Below are 17,259 nucleotides of genomic sequence, written 5' to 3'. Positions count from 1 at the left end.
TTAGGGATTTACCTTTTAAGGGCTTTTTTTTAAAAAGCTAAGAATGAAAGTATAAAAATCGAGGAAGAAATGTGAGAAGAACTGAAGAAGTTAGCGGGATCATTCAATAAAGAGTGTTGGCTGCTCGTTTACGTTCCACTTCAGAACAAATGAAACCCGTTCGGCTCCGCACAACGCAATTAAGAAAAGCTGCTAACGCGATTTCTTAAGCCAAATAGAACGGAACCTCATTCCGTTAAAAGGGAGAAATACGTCGTTTGGGCGTATGGAGTGGAACGTCATTCCGCTAATGAGCAAAAAAAAGAGAACAGTGAAGCACAAATGGTCAAATAGCGGAATGAGGTTCCGAAAAGGTAGTCTGAAACAGTTTGATAAAGGAAATAACGGAATGAGGTTTCACTAAGGAGAATGAAGGTGGTGCACGGGTAGTGTCGACCCTGTGCGGTTTCTTAAATTTAAAAGTTAGGATAGTATATGATGGAAATAGAATTATTAGAAGGTGAGCGTCTAGATCGGATTGCTGGTACAGAGCTCCGCATTATTCAAAGCAGCGAGGTTTTTTCTTTTTCAATTGATGCGATCTTACTTTCACGATTCGTCCAAGTCCCGATTCGTAAAGGAAGAATTCTTGATTTGTGCTCAGGGAATGGAGTGATTCCAATCGCCTTGACGACTCGTACACAAGCTCAGATTGTCGGTATAGAAATACAAAAGCGTCTCGTTGATATGGCGCGTCGCTCGGTGTTGGTGAATCAATTGGAACATCGTCTTTCGTTTGTGCATGAAAATGTCGTTAATATCCAATTAGAAGGTTCATTTGATGTTGTTACGTGTAATCCTCCCTATTTTCCGACTAACACGAAACGAGATCAAAATATGAATGAATACGTTGCAATCGCTCGACATGAAATTCATTGTACGTTAAGTGATGTTATTCGTGTTGCAAGTCGTTATGTGAAGCATGGAGGGCGTGTGGCCTTCGTTCATCGTCCAGAACGGTTAACAGACTTACTGAATGAAATGCGAGTATGCAAAATAGAGCCGAAACGAATTCAATTTGTTCATGCGAAACCGAGTACAGAAGCGAATATCGTTCTCGTAGAAGGGCGTAAGGAGGGGCAGCCTGGCGTCACTTGTTTGCCACCTATTTTTGTTTACAATGAAGAGGGTAGGTATCATGAAGCTTTTTTACAAATATATGAAGGTGAATTTCGTACGAAGGTAGGGATATAGATGAGACAACAGAAGAGCTTTGTACATGGCGAGGAATTAGGTGTGCTCTATTTAGTTCCAACACCAATTGGAAATCTAGAGGATATGACCTATCGAGCGGTTCGGATATTGGAGGAAGCGGACTTGATTGCGGCTGAAGATACGAGACAAACGAAGAAGATTTGTCATTATTTTGAGATAACGACTCCATTGGTGAGCTATCACGAACATAATCGGAAGGAAGCTGGAACGAAGCTCATAAATGAAATGAAAAGTGGAAAAAAAGTCGCGTTAGTGAGTGATGCGGGAATGCCAGCTATATCTGATCCTGGACAAGAGCTCGTACGAGAATCAATTACGGAGCATATTTCCGTGATTCCATTACCTGGCGCGAATGCTGCCCTAATGAGCTTAGTTGGTTCAGGCTTATCAACGAATTCTTTTCAATTTGTTGGGTTCTTACCTCGTCACGAAAAACGGAGAAAGGAAGAGCTTGAGAAGCTAATCTATCAAGAAGCGACACTGTTATTTTATGAGTCGCCACATCGTTTAAAGGCAACATTAACGACGATGAGAGATGTGCTTGGAAATCGTCCTATTAGTTTATGTCGGGAATTAACGAAGAAGTTTGAAGAGTACATAAGGGGGACGTTAGATGAAGTGCTAGAGTGGACTGTAACGGGTCAAGTGAAAGGGGAATTTTGTATTGTGGTTGAAGGCTTCCGTGGTGAGGTTGAAGCGGACGATTGGTGGGGGGCCTTTACAATAAATGAACATGTTGATCATTATATTGCGGCTGGTTTGACATCAAAGGAAGCGATTAAAAAGGTGGCTTTGGAACGTAAACAACCTAAACGTGAGATTTATGCTAGTTATCACCTAAATTAAAAAAAGAATGCATCAAAGGGGGATGTTTGCCCCTTTGGTACATTCTAATCATAATTCCTTATGGGTATTACCCTTTGTTAGATGCTAAATATGACTGTAAATCTTTTAGAATCTCTTCTGCACCTTGAGGGCTAAGGATGATCTTTCCGTTTGCAATAGAAAGATTATCATCAGATACCTCGCCAGTAATTTGACAAGTCATGTTTGGCTTGTATTTCTTTAAGATGATACGATCATGATCAACATAAATTTCTAATGCATCTTTCTCAGCGATATCAAGTGTACGGCGCAATTCAATTGGGATTACGACACGACCTAGCTCGTCAACTTTACGTACAATACCAGTAGATTTCATAGTATATGTCTCCTCTCAAACTCAGTTTGTTTTATTAGTTTCATTTAGTCATTATTCGACATAATTCTTTCTTTTCTTAGAGTACCAGTGTTTCCAAAACAAGTCAAATACTTTTTTACATTATTTAAATATTTTATTGCTAATTGTCAGTGAAAAACCTTAAAAGTAAGTCAATCTCGTAAAAGGAGGTGCAAAAGTATGATCCAATTTAATCCAGATTTACTAGAAAAAATAAGAGATATTAATCATCATTTGGAAGAAACGTATGCTTTTTTAACGAGAGAAAAAGATATGATTCGACAAAAGTTAGCGAAAATTCATACTGATCATAGACAAATCAATCTATTATCGGTTGAAGAGCTGACGGAATGGCTTGATGGTCAAGAAGTAGCTGCAGTAGATGGATCAGTGAATCAAACGAAAGGGGAGTACCCGCACGTTCTTTATTTCTTTCAAGCGCTAGCGAAAACGACAACTGGCCACCAATGCATGTCTTCAGAAATCTATACCCCATTAATGGAAAGAGAAAACAATGAACAAACAACAGCTCAGATACGTTCTCATATGTTAGCTAAGCATGAACTTGAAGTTGCTTACAAGCTTATAGATGAAAGGAGAGTACGGTTACTATTAATGGATGGAGCGCTTTACCATTATCGTATTGATGCACCAAATGAATGGGAACAGCTTCGACAAAAGGCATTGAAGGAAGACGTCTTGCTCGTCGGTGTATCTGAGGAAATTACGACAGAGAATTTGGTGAAGTTAAGTGAATTCTCTTCATATGAACGTTATCCCCACACATATGATCGTGATCTATTATTTGGTGTGCTCAAGCAAGGAGAACTATTGTATATTGAGGAGATCCAGCATAAGGCTGGCTTGCAGTCGGTTTGGGTAAGGTTGAGTACAGATCCTGCGATAACAGGATTTGATATTTTGATGGAGCAAGCCGAGTATCGTGATAGAATTGCAGAAGTTTTGCAAACATTAACACCGAAGGACGGACGTGGTATTCCGCTCTGGTTAGATATGATTGATCGTGAAGTCCGTGTGACAGATTCATTAGTTGAAGCGATGGTAGAGCAATATATTCACCCACAATTAAAGCAACGCTTCTTTACGAAGAAACGTACGAGTAGACCTTATTAAGGAGGGAATCGAATGCAAATAGTAGGTGTAACGACACAGCATGAAGTGTATGTTGCTTCAAAGACACATAAATTTCGTATGAATGAAATGCTCGTTATCGAGGATGACTCTCTCTATCAGCCGAAAGGAGAGGTAGTTGAGACATTCTCTTATAATCGCTATATACCGATGGGCTTTGATAAAGGCATTGCTGATGACCAAGTTTTAAAGACGTTAGAGCAAATAGGTTATGATATTGGCTCTGATGATATCCACTTAGCAAAAGCCCGTCTATTTGAAGAAGCGATTCAACCTATTCAAACAGGAGCACAAGTGAGACACCCTCAATTTAAGGAAATTGAACATTTACTAGTGAAGGCTCAGCCGGATGATGGGTTAATTCTCGGAGAAGTGAAATCAACTGATTTTATTTCAGAGACGTTACCTTCAACATTAACAGGCTTGTTATCGATTCATGATCATAATGGCTTACGCGGACAAAATGGTGTGCCTTTTATCTTTGATATCCGTTCCATGCAGCAATATCCTCATATCGGCGTATTTGGAGGGTCTGGATCAGGAAAGTCCTTTGGATTACGTGTCATGCTTGAGGAGTTAATGAAGCTACATATACCCAGCCTTGTTTTTGATCCTCATTTTGAAATGAACTTCGCTGCACAGACAGAAGGGGTAGAAGGAAGAAGCTATGAGCAGAATTATACGGTTGTGCAAATTGGACAGGATGTCGGTGTAGATTTTTCAGCGCTTACGACTCGAGATGTAGAGCGATTGTTAGCAGCGGCAGGTTCATTAACAGAGTCGATGATTAACGTCATCCAGTCGATTCATAAACGCAAGGATAGCTACCAGTCATTTAGTGATCGGATCGCGCATTTAGCAGAGGCTCTTGAAATGGGGAAACAAAAGGTGGACGGCTCCTTACACGATGGTGGCATGACAAGAGAAGAGATTGAGCGTTATCAATTATTTAAGCGACTACTTGATCAATATGGTAGTTTACCACTTGCATCGATTAAGGGAATTCAATGGAGAGTTCACCGTCTCCACCAAGCCGGTTTGTTCCAGCAAAACATTCGGGCAATTGAAGAAGGAATGTATGCGGGTAAGCTTGTCGTCGTGCAAGGCGCAGTTTGGTTATTGCAAGTGTTCTCGAGCTATGTGATTGGAGCCCTTTATGGAAAAAGGCGAGCGTACCGTGACGCAAAGCTCCAGCATATGCAAGGAGAGTTCTTCCCACCTTTTTTAGTCGTGACAGATGAAGCACATAACTTTGCACCTAAAGGGTTTGATGCACCAGCTAAATCGGTTTTGAAGGAAATTGCTCAGGAAGGACGTAAATATGGGGTCTTCCTTATATTTGCTACACAAAGGCCGACATTGCTTGATGAGACGATTACGGCACAGTTGAATACGAAGTTTGTCTTTCGGACGGTACGTGGAACGGACATCCAAACGATTAAAGAGGAAACCGATTTAACAGCAGAGGAAGGGAAGCGTCTCCCTTATTTACGATCTGGTGATGCGTTTGTATCATCGGCGATTATGGGACGGTCGATGGCGATTCGAATCAGAATGGCTCATTCAACGAGTCCTCATACGTTAAATCCGTTTGATGAACTTGAGGCAATGAATGCAAAAGGAGTAGATGAGCTTATCTCTGCATTGGATGAGCACCTCCCATTTGCTGAGATGGATCTAATGAAATTATTACCACAATTAAACAGTAAAGCGAAAAAAAGCTGGGATGTACAAGCGTGGAAAAAGGAGCTTGAGCGACTTAGCGCTGATGGTTATATTAAAAAAGAGAAAACACCTTTTGCGACCATGTATACACGATCTTGACGACACAGCGTAAATTCGGTATATTTTGGTTATACTATAAGGTGCTATTCAAGAAAGGACGGTTTTCCTTTTTGAATAGCACGTAGAAAAGAATTTGATAGGAAAATTCCGATGAAGGGATGAGTACATCTCATTTGTCTATAGGTAGCATATGCTATGCAGAGAGCTGGGGGAGCTGAAAACCAGTATAGATGATAGGTGGAAGATGGTCCAATGAGGATTGATATGTGAGTGCTAAGCATAAGCATATGACGTTGCTGGCGTTAACAGAGAAGTTCATAACTTCGTAAGCCTTTTTTCTGTGAGGAAAAAAGGGAATTTGGGTGGTACCACGTGAGCGATGCTCTCGTCCCGTTGTGGATGAGGGCTTTTTGTATGCACAAAATGTATAAAAAATAAGGAGGGCATGGGTTATGTCGACAAACAAAACCTTTTATTTAACAACACCGATTTATTATCCGAGTGATAAGCTACATATTGGTCACGCGTATACAACGGTAGCAGGTGATGCGATGGCGAGGTATAAGCGTTTAAGAGGATATGATGTTCGCTATTTAACAGGTACAGATGAACATGGACAGAAAATTGAAACGAAGGCAAAGGAGAAAGGGCTCACACCACAGCAATTTACGGATGAAATTGTGAGTGGGATCCAAGCACTGTGGAAGAAGCTCGATATTTCGTATGATGATTTCATTCGTACGACAGAGGAGCGCCATAAGAAGGTCGTTGAACAAATCTTTGAAAGGTTAATTGATCAAGGAGATATTTACTTAGATGAATATGAAGGCTGGTATTCAATCCCTGATGAAACGTTCTACACGGAGTTACAGCTAGTTGATCCAGTGAAGGATGAGAATGGGAAGATTGTTGGTGGGAAAAGTCCAGATAGTGGTCACCCTGTTGAAAAAGTCCGCGAACAATCGTATTTCTTTAAAATGAGCAAGTATGCCGATCGTTTGTTGACGTTTTATGAGGATCATCCAGATTTCATTCAACCCGAATCGCGAAAAAATGAGATGATTAATAACTTTATCAAACCAGGACTCGAAGATCTTGCTGTATCGAGAACATCCTTTACTTGGGGCGTGAAGGTACCACGTGATCCAAAGCACGTTGTGTACGTTTGGATCGATGCGCTATCGAATTATATTACGGCTCTAGGCTATGGTCACGACGATCAAAGCTTATACGAAAAGTATTGGCCAGCAAATGTTCATATTGTCGGTAAGGAAATTGTTCGCTTTCATACGATCTATTGGCCGATTATGTTAATGGCTCTTGATTTGCCCCTCCCTAAGAAGGTGTTCGGTCACGGATGGTTATTAATGAAGGATGGCAAGATGTCGAAGTCAAAAGGAAATGTCGTTGATCCCGTACCATTAATTGATCGTTACGGATTAGATGCTCTTCGTTATTATCTATTACGTGAAGTACCGTTTGGATCTGATGGCGTATTTACACCAGAAGGCTTCGTTGAGCGTGTTAATTATGACTTAGCAAATGATTTAGGAAATCTTCTAAACCGAACGGTTGCGATGATTAATAAGTATTTTGAGGGTGTCGTACCAGCGTATGTGAAGGATGCTACTCCATTTGATCGCGAGCTAGTGGAAACAGTTGAGGCGACTATTGCAAAGGTGGAAAATGCACTAGAGGATATGGAATTTTCTGTAGCATTAACGGCTATTTGGCAGCTGATTAGCCGTACGAATAAATACATTGATGAGACACAGCCGTGGATGCTTGCTAAGGAAGAGGAGAAACGGGAAGAGCTCGGTTCTGTCATGTATCATTTAGCTGAATCGTTACGGATTACTTCTATTATGTTACAACCATTCATGACAGAAGCGCCGAAGAAGATTTGGCAGCAATTAGGCGTTGTTGAGAATGAAACCGATTGGTCAACGATACATTCATTTGGCAAGCTTACAAGTGGAGTAAAAGTTGAAAAAGGAAATCCGATTTTCCCACGACTAGATGTTGAGGAAGAGGTTGGCTATATTGTTGGTCAGATGGGTGGAACGATGAAATCGGATAACCAAATAGAAGAAATTGAGGACGAAAATGAAATAACGATTGATGACTTTTCGAAAGTAGAGTTAAAGGTAGCAGAAATTATAAAAGCAGAGAAAGTGGATGGTGCTGACCGTCTATTGAAAATTCAGCTCGATGTTGGAAGTGAGAAGCGACAAGTTGTTTCAGGGATTGCTAAGTTTTACACACCTGAGGAATTAGTTGGTAAGAAAGTGGTTTGTGTCACGAATTTAAAACCTGTTAAATTACGTGGAGAACTATCCCAAGGGATGATTTTAGCAGGAACTAAAGGAAAGAAGCTCCAACTAGCGACAATAGATGGTTCATTACCAAATGGAGCAAAAGTAAAATAAAGTTTTGGAAATAGTCTTGCTACGCACCTAATGAGGTGTATGTTGGAAGCCACTGAAAAGTACAAATCGACTTTATCAGTGCCATTGTTTAGACTAGCAATGGATTCACTCGTTGCTCGGGGCTGAGACATAACTAAAGTGTCTATCTGGAAACCCGAACAAAAGATGAACGTAGCGGATGAAATATACGTAGACTCCTGCGGGATGAAAAGCAAGGTCACTGAAAAGCCAAGGGTGAGACCCCGCAGTGAAGCACGAGGAGGCTCACCGGCTTCCCGCGGAAAGCGAAGTATATTTCAGGAGCGGTTTACGTCCACCATCTATCATTGTTCGGCTTTTCTTTTAGTTAAACCACTTTTGTCCCAGCCTCTTTTCAACATAGGCAACGGTTTCGCTCATTGCTTAAAGGGCACCAAAAAAGTTAAAAATCAAACTTTCAGTGCCCTTGTATGTTGCTCTTCATCAAGCTTTATGATTAACTGAATACTATTACGTACAAGGAGAATGGAAATGTTATTTGATACTCATGTACATTTAAATGCTGATCAATTTGAAGAAGATCTAGACGAAGTTATAAAGAGAGCAGAGACTGCTGGCGTTAAAAATATGGTTGTGGTCGGTTTTGATGAAAAGACGATCAAAAGAGCGCTAGAACTGGTCAATACGTATGAATGGATGTACGCTGCAGTTGGTTGGCATCCTGTTGATGCGATCGATATGACTGATGCACATTTAAAATGGCTTGAGGAGCTTTCTTCTCATCCGAAAGTCGTCGCTCTCGGTGAAATGGGTCTTGACTATCATTGGGATAAGTCACCGAAAGAGGTACAAAAGGACGTATTTCGCAAGCAGATCGCATTAGCTAAAAAGGTCAAATTACCTATTATTATTCATAATCGTGATGCAGATCAAGATATTGTTGATATATTGAAAGAGGAAAACGCCACTGAGGTCGGTGGTATTATGCATTGCTTTGGTGGTAGTGTAGAAATTGCGGAACAGTGTATGAATATGAACTTCTATATTTCATTAGGAGGACCTGTGACATTTAAGAATGCAAAACGACCGAAACAGGTTGCAAAAGCGATTCCATTAGAGAGGTTATTAATTGAGACTGATTGTCCATATTTAGCTCCTCATCCAAATCGTGGGAAGCGTAATGAACCTGCTTATGTTCGTCTTGTTGCTGAGCAAATTGCTGAATTAAAAGAGGTAGATTTGGAAGAAATTATAGAACGGACAACAGCTAACGCAAAAGAAATTTTCAACATAAAACCCTAACAGTTATTGGGGGATATTGTAATAATGTGTCAAATGATCAATCATTTCGAAATGGTTCTACACCTTGGTGGCATTGCATAAATTGGACTTGTCGATAAGTTTTTGTTTTCTTTTGGGACACCTTCATAGATAATAAGGGAGATGTGTCAATCAAAAACAATCAGTTGACAAAGAGGAGGTACAGTGTTTATAATTCGGTCGATACCAAAGAGGAGGGCATATCATGGATTTAAACAGGATAAAGTTTCTTCCCAAGAAGCTATTCGGGAAGAAGACGATTGTATCCTCGATTAGTCTGGTACTCTTCGTTAGTTTGATCACATACGCTGTATACGAAACGACAAAAGCAACGGTAACCGTTATGATTGATGGTGAAGAAACCGTTGTTGAGACACACGCTAATACAGTTGCAGATCTGTTGGAAGAGTATGAGTGGGAAGTCCAATCATATGATCATATTGAACCTAGTGTCGATACAGAGATAGAGAATGAAATGACAATCACCTGGGAGCAAGCGAAGCAAGTTTTCACGATGATTGATGGTCAAGAGGATGCAGTATGGACGACGTCAAAGACGGTCCAAGAACTAATAGACGAGTTAGAAATTGAATACAAAGAACACGATGTAGTAGAGCCAGATTTAAGTGCAGCGATTGAAGAGCAAATGGAGTTAATCTATGAATCTGCTTTTCAAGTGGAGCTAATTAGTGATGGTGAGCAACATGAGTTTTGGACAACTTCGACGACTGTCGCTGACTTTTTAGAGAGAGAAGAAGTAACGTTAGATGAACTGGATCGAGTAGAGCCAGAATTAGATGAACGATTAGAAGAAGAAACATCGATTCAAGTCGTACGTGTAGAAAAAGTCACCGATGTGGTGGAAGAAGCGATTGATTTTGCAACCGTTACTCGTAAGGATGATGACTTACTTTCAGGAAGTGAGGAAGTCGTACAATCGGGTGAGGATGGTAAAGTTGAAAAGCATTATGAGGTTATCCTTGAAGATGGTGAAGAAGTATCTCGTGAACTTGTGAAAGAGGAAACGGTTAAGGAAAGCTCAGATCGAATTGTTGCTGTTGGAACGAAGGAACCTGCACCGACACCGTCAAGAAGTCAATCTACAACGAGTAGTGGCGATAGTGCATCAACATCTAGTGGTACAACGCTGACAGTGGAATCTACCGCGTATACGGCAAATTGCAGTGGATGTAGTGGGGTAACGGCAACCGGAATTAATTTAAATAATAACCGGAACATGAAGGTGATTGCTGTTGATCCGAATGTCATTCCACTCGGTTCAAAAGTGTATGTAGAAGGGTATGGAACGGCTATTGCTGGTGATACAGGTGGCGCTATTGTTGGTAATAAGATTGATGTGCATATGCCAACGAAAGCAGATGCGCATAGTTGGGGAACTAGAACAGTTGAAATTAAGATTCTAGATTAATAAATTGTTGGACACAGAGTTGCGTTGTGACTCTGTGTCTTTTGTTATAAGATAAGAAAGTGTAAATGGATGGCTAGTTTAGGATAAAAGGGCAGTAAGAGCCTGATTGAGCCTCGCTGACTCCATTTTTCAGTTTTAGATAATGAAAAGACTCAGTTTGTGTTCTGTATGAGTTATTGAGTGATTAAGGAGAAGGAAATGAAAATAAAGGAAATCATCGTAGTGGAAGGTAAGGATGATACAGTCGCTATTAAACGAGCAGTTGATGCTGATACGATTGAAACGAATGGCTCGGCCATTGGAGAGCATGTGTTGGCTCAAGTCGAATTGGCGCAAAAGCGAAGGGGAGTCATTATTTTGACCGATCCTGATTACCCAGGAGAGCGGATTCGTACTATTATTAGTCAGCGTATTCCTGAATGCAAGCATGCGTTCTTACCTAAAGCAGAAGCTATAGCGAAACGAAAGGGTAGCGTTGGTGTGGAGCATGCATCTCCGTCAGCGATTCGGGAAGCACTGCGTCATGTTCATATAGAAAAGGAATATGTTGAAGCTAGTATACCGCTAAAGGATCTCCTTGATGCAGGACTTATTGCTGGGGCGTCAGCGAAACGGAGGCGAGAGCGCTTAGGAGAGCTTCTACACATTGGTTATGCGAATGGGAAACAATTACAAAAGCGTTTGCAGATGTTTCGTATTTCACAAACGGAGTTTTCATTGGCGATGAAGACAGTATTTGAGGAGGATCAGTGTTGAATAAGGATATTGCTACCCCGTTACGAACAAAGGCCATTTTAGAGAAGTATGGGTTTGAGTTTAAAAAAAGCTTAGGTCAAAATTTTTTAATCGATTTAAATATACTACATAATATTGTGAAAGCTGCAACTGTTACGAATGAAACGGGTGTTATTGAAGTAGGACCGGGAATTGGCGCTTTAACGGAGCAATTGGCAAAACAAGCTAAAAAGGTCGTTTCATTTGAAATTGATCAACGCCTTTTACCTGTTCTAGAAGATACCCTTTCTTCTTATCAGAATATCGATATTGTTCATTCAGATGTACTAAAGGTCGATCTTCATCGATACATCGCTGAACACTTTCAAGAAGTAAATGATGTGATGGTCGTTGCAAACCTGCCATATTATGTGACAACACCGATTTTAATGAAATTATTAGAAGAGAAGCTGCCTATTCGAGGGATTGTCGTTATGATCCAAGTGGAGGTTGCTGATCGTATAGCGGCGAAGCCAGGAACGAAGGATTATGGAGCCCTATCGATAGCCGCACAATATTTTGCTGAGGCGGAGAAGGTTATGACTGTTCCAGGGTCTGTCTTTATCCCGCAACCCCGTGTTGATTCTGCTGTACTTCGCTTAACAGTGAGAGAGGAGCCGCCTGTAGAGCTCATTGATGAGGCCTTTTTCTTTCGCGTGTTTCATGCGTCCTTTGCCAATAGGCGTAAAACACTACTTAACAATTTAACGCATAATTTATTAACGAAAGCGGAGAAAACAATGATTGAGGATGTGTTGTCTGATATCCAAATCGACCCACGCAGACGTGGAGAAACATTGTCATTAGAAGAGTTTGCCTCATTAAGTAATGCCCTTTACAAAAGGGTCATGGACTAGCACCTTCTCCCTATTCACAACATAGGGTAAGTGGAGAGGGGGCGTGGTTATGAAGCTTAATAAAGGGGATCTCGTCACTCGTCTGTCTTATAATCGAGATCTATTATTTCGAATATCTGAGATTCGTTCGACGGTTGTTGAACTTGTTGGTGAGGATATGCGTTTATTAGCGGATGCGCCAATAGAAGACCTTGTGCTTGTTTCAGAAGAAGAACGAACGAAAATGCTTCAAAAGTCGAAAGAGGTTGAAGAAAGTTCTTATCACCTTTTTCGACAAGATGCAAAGCTATTAAAGCAACGTGGTGAATATGAAGTTACGTCTGGATATGCAAGCGATATTGATTTTTTTGAATTGCGTGGACGTGTGCTTCATATTGATGGTGATAGTCTGTATTTAAAAAAGTGCACAGCTTTGTATGAAAAGCTAGGTGTACCTGTTTATGGTGTCCACCTACATGAGAAGGAGATGCCGGAACAAATAGGGTCATTGATCGAGATTGTCCAGCCCGATATCATTGTTGTTACTGGACATGATGCGTATTTAAAGTCCAGGGGTAATGAGGGTGATATTCGGTCATATCGTCATACGAAATATTTTGCAGAATGTGTTCGGATCGCCAGACGATATACGTGGCATCGGGATGACCTTGTGATTTTTGCGGGAGCATGTCAATCGCATTTTGAAACACTTATTAAAGCAGGAGCAAATTTTGCTAGCTCACCAGAACGAGTAAATATTCACGCACTAGATCCTGTGTATATCGCTTCTCGTATTAGCTTAACGTCCTTTATGGATCGGATTCACTTAACAGAGATTTTGCGAAATACGATAACCGGTGAAAGAGGGCTGGGAGGCATTGAAACAAAAGGTATCATGAGACGTGGGATGCCTTTGAAAGAAGGGTACAATCGCATATATATTGAACAGTCATGATGGCTAAACAGAAGGGCCTTCAGTGAGGGCACCAAAAAGTTAAAACTAAACTTCTTCAGTGTCCTTTCTTCTTTCTCCCATTCTCTTTGTACACATAGTGTGAAAAATAGTCGACCTGTATCGTTCATGCAGTCGACTATTTTATACATATTTTTTCAACATTTTTCACATACTATTTGGGAGTTATGAAAAATGTGTGAAGCAAATACGAGTAAAAGCATTGACAGAGGAGTTGAACCCTTGTTATAATTTTACGTTTGCTTGACTTGTTGTGTTGGGTGTGGTATGATAACTATACAGTGAGGTGGGTGTTCGAATGCCAAAAACGTTGGTTGATATTAAACGCACATTAGATGCTAATGTTGGAAAACGCATTACAATTAAGGCGAATGGTGGTCGTAAGAAGACATCAGAACGTTCAGGTTTGCTTGAGGAGACGTATCCTTCTGTTTTTATCGTCAAGTTAGATGAACAGCAAAATGCTTTTGAACGCGTGTCTTATAGCTATGCTGATATTTTGACCGAATCAGTAGAATTATTATTGTGTGAAGAGGGTTCTGAATTAACAGCTCTGAAAGCATAAGGTGTTTATGATAGTGACAAGAGGATGCTTACCTAATGGATAGATTAGGTGGGCATCTTCTTGTGTATCATGGCACATAATAAGGGTGCTCCTATTTCATAGGTGCACCATCTATCTTCTGGATAAGGAGTTGTTAAGGCATGAGTAGACGGCGTGGTGTCATGTCAGATCAATTTAAGGAAGAGCTTGCCAAGGAGTTAGGTTTTTATGATACAGTCCAAAGGGAAGGCTGGGGTGGCATAAGAGCCCGAGATGCAGGTAATATGGTGAAGCGTGCGATTGAAATAGCTGAACAACAACTAGCTCAGAAGAAATAACAGGAAAGGCACCTCTAGAAGCATCTTCGTTTCTTTCTAGAGGTGCCTTCTTTTTGTTTATATTAGGGCAAGGAAAATTGAACTGATAGCCATTTGACTTCATTAAGGAATTATAAGATGATAAGTGTATCTTGTATGCTAAGAAGGAGGTGAATATAGATGTTATTTGAATCGTTTCAGGATATCATCCCGCTGTTACTCTCCATGAGTATCTTTTTGACTGTTGCAAGCTATAAAGTACTTCAGTATATGGAACGGTCTTTAATGATTAAGCAACGCATGTTGACGAAAAGTAGTTTATATTCGTTTGATGTGTTTATACCAAGTAAAATAGATCCAATCGGTCCTATGCAACGTCGTCAAACGTGGCTAACCTGTTTGACAAAACGAAAGGAATCTCCTGAAGATGATGGTGACTATGGAAACTCTTCGTTAACGAATGAAATCATACGAGGAGGATTTATATGGAACGATCATCTATATTCACATCATCGTTTAAAAGGATTTATATCATACTAGCCATGATTGGCTTATTCATTATTTTAAGTGGTTGTCAGGCGACGACAGAGCCAATTAATGCGGAAACGACTGGGGTCTTTAATCATTACGTTGTGTACCCTTTTTCTTATTTAATAAAATCAATTGCGATTCTTTTTAATGGAAATTACGGCTTGTCGCTTGTGTTAGTAACGTTATTGGTTCGTATCGCCCTTATGCCACTTATGCTAAAGCAATACAAAAATCAATTGACGATGCGTGAGAAAATGAATGTCATTCAGCCAGAGATGAAGGAGTTGCAAGAAAAGTTTAAGGATAAAAAGGATTCGGAAAATCAGAAGCAGTTTCAAAAGGAAATGATGGAGCTTTATACGAAGCATCAATTTAATCCAATTGCGTCGATTGGATGTTTGCCAATGTTGATCCAGTTCCCGATATTAATTGGATTTTATTATGCCATTATGAGGACACCGGAAATAGCTGAGCACTCTTTTCTATGGTTCCATCTAGGCGAAACTGATTTTATTTTACCGTTTCTTGCTGCTCTCGTTTATTTTATTCAATTTAAGGCTTCACAAATGGGAATGGAAACGCAACAGTCAAAGCAGTTTGCTGTTATAGGATATATAGGTCCTGTTTTAATGGGAGTGTTTTCATTTACGGTACCAGCGGCACTTCCGCTCTATTGGACGGTAGGGGGACTGTTTTTAATTGCTCAAACTCTACTTTCAAAGGCGATTTATAAGTCTAAGCCGATTCAGTCTACTCATGAAGTCGTTAGTGAAAAGTAACGTTGTTATCCGGATTTATGCACGTTTGTGCTAATCCGGATTTTTTTAAAGTATCATAATAAGAAAAGAACGCTACCGCGGTTTTTCTTATAAAAATGATTAGGCTATGGTATGATGTTTAGACTAATGATAAAATAGCGTAAGCAAAAGGAATATAGAAGGTGACTAGATTGAAATGTTCGGTGAAAGCTCCTGCGAAAATTAATTTATCGCTTGATGCGGTAAAAAAACGTGAAGATGGATATCACGAAGTAGAGATGATTATGACAATGGTTGATTTAGCCGACCGCATTGATCTAACCCTGACACAGAGTGGCGATATCAAGGTGGAAGTATCGGAAGGCTTTGTTCCAAATGATCATCGTAATTTAGCTTATAAAGCGGCTGAATTGTTAAAGGAACGTTTTGAGGTTCGTCTAGGTGTTGATATATACATAACAAAATGTATTCCCGTTGCGGCAGGTTTAGCTGGTGGAAGTAGTGATGCGGCTGCAACGTTAAAAGGTCTTAATAGACTGTGGAAGTTAGGGTTAAGTTTAGATGAGTTGGCAGAATTAGGAGCGGAAATTGGCTCGGATGTTTCGTTTTGTGTTTATGGGGGCACGGCATTGGCGACAGGAAGAGGAGAAGTTATTCAATCGATACCATCTCCTCCCTCCTGTTGGGTCATTTTAGCGAAACCGCCGATCGGTGTATCGACAGCTGATGTATACAAGAGATTAGATTTACGTAATGTAGAGCATGCGCCTACAGCGGAGATGATAAAAGCCATTGAACAGCAAGATTTTAAAGCGATATGTCATAACCTCCACAATGTATTAGAATCTGTTACATTAGATTTGTATCCTGAAGTGAGAAGAATTAAGGAGCAAATGGCACGCTTTGGTGCGGATGGAGTACTGATGAGCGGAAGTGGACCAACTGTTTTTGGACTTGTTGAGCATGAGTCCCGTATGCATAGAATTTACAACGGTTTACGCGGTTTTTGTCACGATGTTTATGCTGTTCGGTTAATTCGTTCAACGAGCTCTTGCTAAAAGCCGGATAAAAGTGTTATGTTTATAAAAAATATTCGGTTTTAGTGGAGGTAGCATGAAAAAAATAAAGCGCAGTGGTCGTTTAGTTGATATGACTTATTTTTTACTGCAACACCCACATGAGGTCATATCTCTCACACACTTTTCAGAGCGTTATCAATCTGCAAAGTCTTCGATTAGTGAAGACTTAGTCATTGTCAAAGATATATTCGAGGAAGAAGGATACGGCTCATTATTAACAATATCAGGTGCAAGTGGCGGAGTGAAATTTATTCCCCGTATTGAAAGTAAGCAAGCGGAGCTACTAGTAGATGAAGTGATTGATTCGTTGGCTGTACCGGAACGAATATTACCTGGCGGTTATTTATACATGATGGATCTATTAGGGAATCCAACCTTTATGCAGCGTGTTGGTCGAGTATTTGCTTCGATTTTGGCTTCTGAAAAGATTGATGCTGTTTTAACGGTTGCAACTAAGGGAATTCCATTGGCCTACGCAGTTGGGCAACAACTAAATGTTCCTGTAAGTATTGTACGCCGAGATCACTTAGTGACAGAGGGCTCAATGGTTAGTATTAATTACGTGTCAGGTTCGTCGAAACGAATTCAAACGATGACGCTTGCGCGTAGAAGTTTAGCGCCTGGCTCTCGTGTTTTCATTGTTGATGATTTCATGAAAGCAGGAGGAACGATTCGTGGGATGATGGATTTGCTAGAGGAGTTCCACGCGGAATTAGTAGGCATTGGTGTGTTAGTGGAGACTGTAGGAGTGGAAGAACGTTTAGTTGATGAGTATATGTCGATTACTCGTTTATCAGAAGTGAATGTCCGCGATAAATCAATTAAAGTTGAACGTGGAAATGTATTAGGATTACTAAAGGAAGCAGAGGGGGAGTAAAAA

The 17,259-nt window shown here is 40.4% G+C and carries 17 protein-coding genes; 16 read left to right on the top strand and 1 reads right to left on the bottom strand.

The features are described 5' to 3' along the window. Positions 1–477 precede the first annotated feature (477 nt). Positions 478–1,233 (top strand): tRNA1(Val) (adenine(37)-N6)-methyltransferase, encoded by a 756-nt coding sequence (locus ACERJO_RS15025; protein ID WP_373648002.1) that lies wholly within the window; start codon positions 478–480, stop codon positions 1,231–1,233. Beyond that, positions 1,234–2,100 (top strand): 16S rRNA (cytidine(1402)-2'-O)-methyltransferase, encoded by an 867-nt coding sequence (gene rsmI, locus ACERJO_RS15020; RefSeq protein WP_373648001.1) that lies wholly within the window; start codon positions 1,234–1,236, stop codon positions 2,098–2,100. It abuts the gene before it with no gap. A gap of 67 nt (positions 2,101–2,167) precedes the next feature. Here rsmI and ACERJO_RS15015 read toward each other — a convergent pair whose 3' ends face one another. After that, positions 2,168–2,455: a transition state genes transcriptional regulator AbrB gene (locus ACERJO_RS15015; RefSeq protein ID WP_035345759.1), complete on the bottom strand. Its 288-nt coding sequence runs from the start codon at positions 2,453–2,455 to the stop codon at positions 2,168–2,170. Between the two features lie 198 nt (positions 2,456–2,653). Between ACERJO_RS15015 and ACERJO_RS15010 the strand changes: the two genes are divergently transcribed. The 14 genes from ACERJO_RS15010 to purR all read left to right on the top strand — a co-directional run bounded on the left by ACERJO_RS15010 (position 2,654) and on the right by purR (position 17,256). Next, a complete protein-coding gene (locus ACERJO_RS15010) occupies positions 2,654–3,607 on the top strand; it encodes a DNA double-strand break repair nuclease NurA (protein ID WP_247107248.1) in 954 nt (317 codons plus the stop codon). Positions 3,608–3,619: 12 nt separating this feature from the next. Next, a complete protein-coding gene (locus ACERJO_RS15005) occupies positions 3,620–5,449 on the top strand; it encodes an ATP-binding protein (RefSeq protein WP_373648000.1) in 1,830 nt (609 codons plus the stop codon). Positions 5,450–5,862: 413 nt separating this feature from the next. Continuing rightward, positions 5,863–7,839 (top strand): methionine--tRNA ligase, encoded by a 1,977-nt coding sequence (gene metG / locus ACERJO_RS15000; protein ID WP_373647999.1) that lies wholly within the window; start codon positions 5,863–5,865, stop codon positions 7,837–7,839. A gap of 510 nt (positions 7,840–8,349) precedes the next feature. Beyond that, on the top strand, positions 8,350–9,120 hold the full coding sequence (locus tag ACERJO_RS14995; RefSeq protein WP_247107251.1) for a TatD family hydrolase: 771 nt from the start codon (positions 8,350–8,352) through the stop codon (positions 9,118–9,120). A gap of 223 nt (positions 9,121–9,343) precedes the next feature. Then, positions 9,344–10,567: a resuscitation-promoting factor gene (locus ACERJO_RS14990; RefSeq protein ID WP_373647998.1), complete on the top strand. Its 1,224-nt coding sequence runs from the start codon at positions 9,344–9,346 to the stop codon at positions 10,565–10,567. 198 nt (positions 10,568–10,765) lie between these two features. After that, on the top strand, positions 10,766–11,323 hold the full coding sequence (gene rnmV, locus ACERJO_RS14985) for a ribonuclease M5 (RefSeq protein ID WP_247107253.1): 558 nt from the start codon (positions 10,766–10,768) through the stop codon (positions 11,321–11,323). Continuing rightward, positions 11,320–12,198: a 16S rRNA (adenine(1518)-N(6)/adenine(1519)-N(6))-dimethyltransferase RsmA gene (gene rsmA / locus ACERJO_RS14980; RefSeq protein ID WP_373647997.1), complete on the top strand. Its 879-nt coding sequence runs from the start codon at positions 11,320–11,322 to the stop codon at positions 12,196–12,198. The genes rnmV and rsmA overlap by 4 nt, the downstream gene beginning before the upstream one ends. Positions 12,199–12,247: 49 nt before the next feature. Continuing rightward, positions 12,248–13,132: a sporulation peptidase YabG gene (gene yabG / locus ACERJO_RS14975; protein WP_247107255.1), complete on the top strand. Its 885-nt coding sequence runs from the start codon at positions 12,248–12,250 to the stop codon at positions 13,130–13,132. Between the two features lie 316 nt (positions 13,133–13,448). Beyond that, on the top strand, positions 13,449–13,715 hold the full coding sequence (gene veg / locus ACERJO_RS14970; protein ID WP_035345775.1) for a biofilm formation stimulator Veg: 267 nt from the start codon (positions 13,449–13,451) through the stop codon (positions 13,713–13,715). A 140-nt stretch (positions 13,716–13,855) separates the two neighbouring features. Continuing rightward, positions 13,856–14,032, top strand: a complete 177-nt coding sequence (locus ACERJO_RS14965; RefSeq protein WP_247107256.1) for a small, acid-soluble spore protein, alpha/beta type — start codon at positions 13,856–13,858, stop codon at positions 14,030–14,032. A 159-nt stretch (positions 14,033–14,191) separates the two neighbouring features. Further along, complete coding sequence (locus tag ACERJO_RS14960; protein ID WP_373647996.1) at positions 14,192–14,551, top strand: hypothetical protein; 360 nt, start codon at positions 14,192–14,194, stop codon at positions 14,549–14,551. Next, the gene (gene yidC, locus ACERJO_RS14955) at positions 14,497–15,321 is read left to right on the top strand and encodes a membrane protein insertase YidC (RefSeq protein WP_373647995.1); all 825 of its coding nucleotides are present in this window, start codon (positions 14,497–14,499) and stop codon (positions 15,319–15,321) included. The genes ACERJO_RS14960 and yidC overlap by 55 nt, the downstream gene beginning before the upstream one ends. 170 nt (positions 15,322–15,491) lie before the next feature. After that, entirely contained in the window at positions 15,492–16,358 is an 867-nt protein-coding gene (gene ispE, locus ACERJO_RS14950) for a 4-(cytidine 5'-diphospho)-2-C-methyl-D-erythritol kinase (protein WP_247107289.1), read from the top strand. A 55-nt stretch (positions 16,359–16,413) separates the two neighbouring features. Further along, on the top strand, positions 16,414–17,256 hold the full coding sequence (gene purR / locus ACERJO_RS14945; RefSeq protein ID WP_247107259.1) for a pur operon repressor: 843 nt from the start codon (positions 16,414–16,416) through the stop codon (positions 17,254–17,256). Positions 17,257–17,259: the final 3 nt, after the last annotated feature.

The organism is Halalkalibacter sp. AB-rgal2 (assembly GCF_041821005.1).
In the GTDB taxonomy this organism is placed as follows: Bacteria; Bacillota; Bacilli; order Bacillales; family Bacillaceae_D; genus Halalkalibacter.
This window is presented reverse-complemented; position numbering and strand designations above follow the sequence as displayed.

Coding starts and splice junctions, on each gene's coding strand:
- yidC (WP_373647995.1), top strand. CDS start 14,497: ATGGAACGATCATCTATATTCACATCATCGTTTAAAAGGATTTATATC.
- ACERJO_RS15025 (WP_373648002.1), top strand. CDS start 478: ATGGAAATAGAATTATTAGAAGGTGAGCGTCTAGATCGGATTGCTGGT.
- ACERJO_RS14960 (WP_373647996.1), top strand. CDS start 14,192: ATGTTATTTGAATCGTTTCAGGATATCATCCCGCTGTTACTCTCCATG.
- ACERJO_RS15005 (WP_373648000.1), top strand. CDS start 3,620: ATGCAAATAGTAGGTGTAACGACACAGCATGAAGTGTATGTTGCTTCA.
- ACERJO_RS15015 (WP_035345759.1), bottom strand. CDS start 2,455: ATGAAATCTACTGGTATTGTACGTAAAGTTGACGAGCTAGGTCGTGTC.
- metG (WP_373647999.1), top strand. CDS start 5,863: ATGTCGACAAACAAAACCTTTTATTTAACAACACCGATTTATTATCCG.
- rnmV (WP_247107253.1), top strand. CDS start 10,766: ATGAAAATAAAGGAAATCATCGTAGTGGAAGGTAAGGATGATACAGTC.
- purR (WP_247107259.1), top strand. CDS start 16,414: ATGAAAAAAATAAAGCGCAGTGGTCGTTTAGTTGATATGACTTATTTT.
- ACERJO_RS14965 (WP_247107256.1), top strand. CDS start 13,856: ATGAGTAGACGGCGTGGTGTCATGTCAGATCAATTTAAGGAAGAGCTT.
- ACERJO_RS14995 (WP_247107251.1), top strand. CDS start 8,350: ATGTTATTTGATACTCATGTACATTTAAATGCTGATCAATTTGAAGAA.
- rsmI (WP_373648001.1), top strand. CDS start 1,234: ATGAGACAACAGAAGAGCTTTGTACATGGCGAGGAATTAGGTGTGCTC.
- yabG (WP_247107255.1), top strand. CDS start 12,248: ATGAAGCTTAATAAAGGGGATCTCGTCACTCGTCTGTCTTATAATCGA.
- ACERJO_RS14990 (WP_373647998.1), top strand. CDS start 9,344: ATGGATTTAAACAGGATAAAGTTTCTTCCCAAGAAGCTATTCGGGAAG.
- ACERJO_RS15010 (WP_247107248.1), top strand. CDS start 2,654: ATGATCCAATTTAATCCAGATTTACTAGAAAAAATAAGAGATATTAAT.
- veg (WP_035345775.1), top strand. CDS start 13,449: ATGCCAAAAACGTTGGTTGATATTAAACGCACATTAGATGCTAATGTT.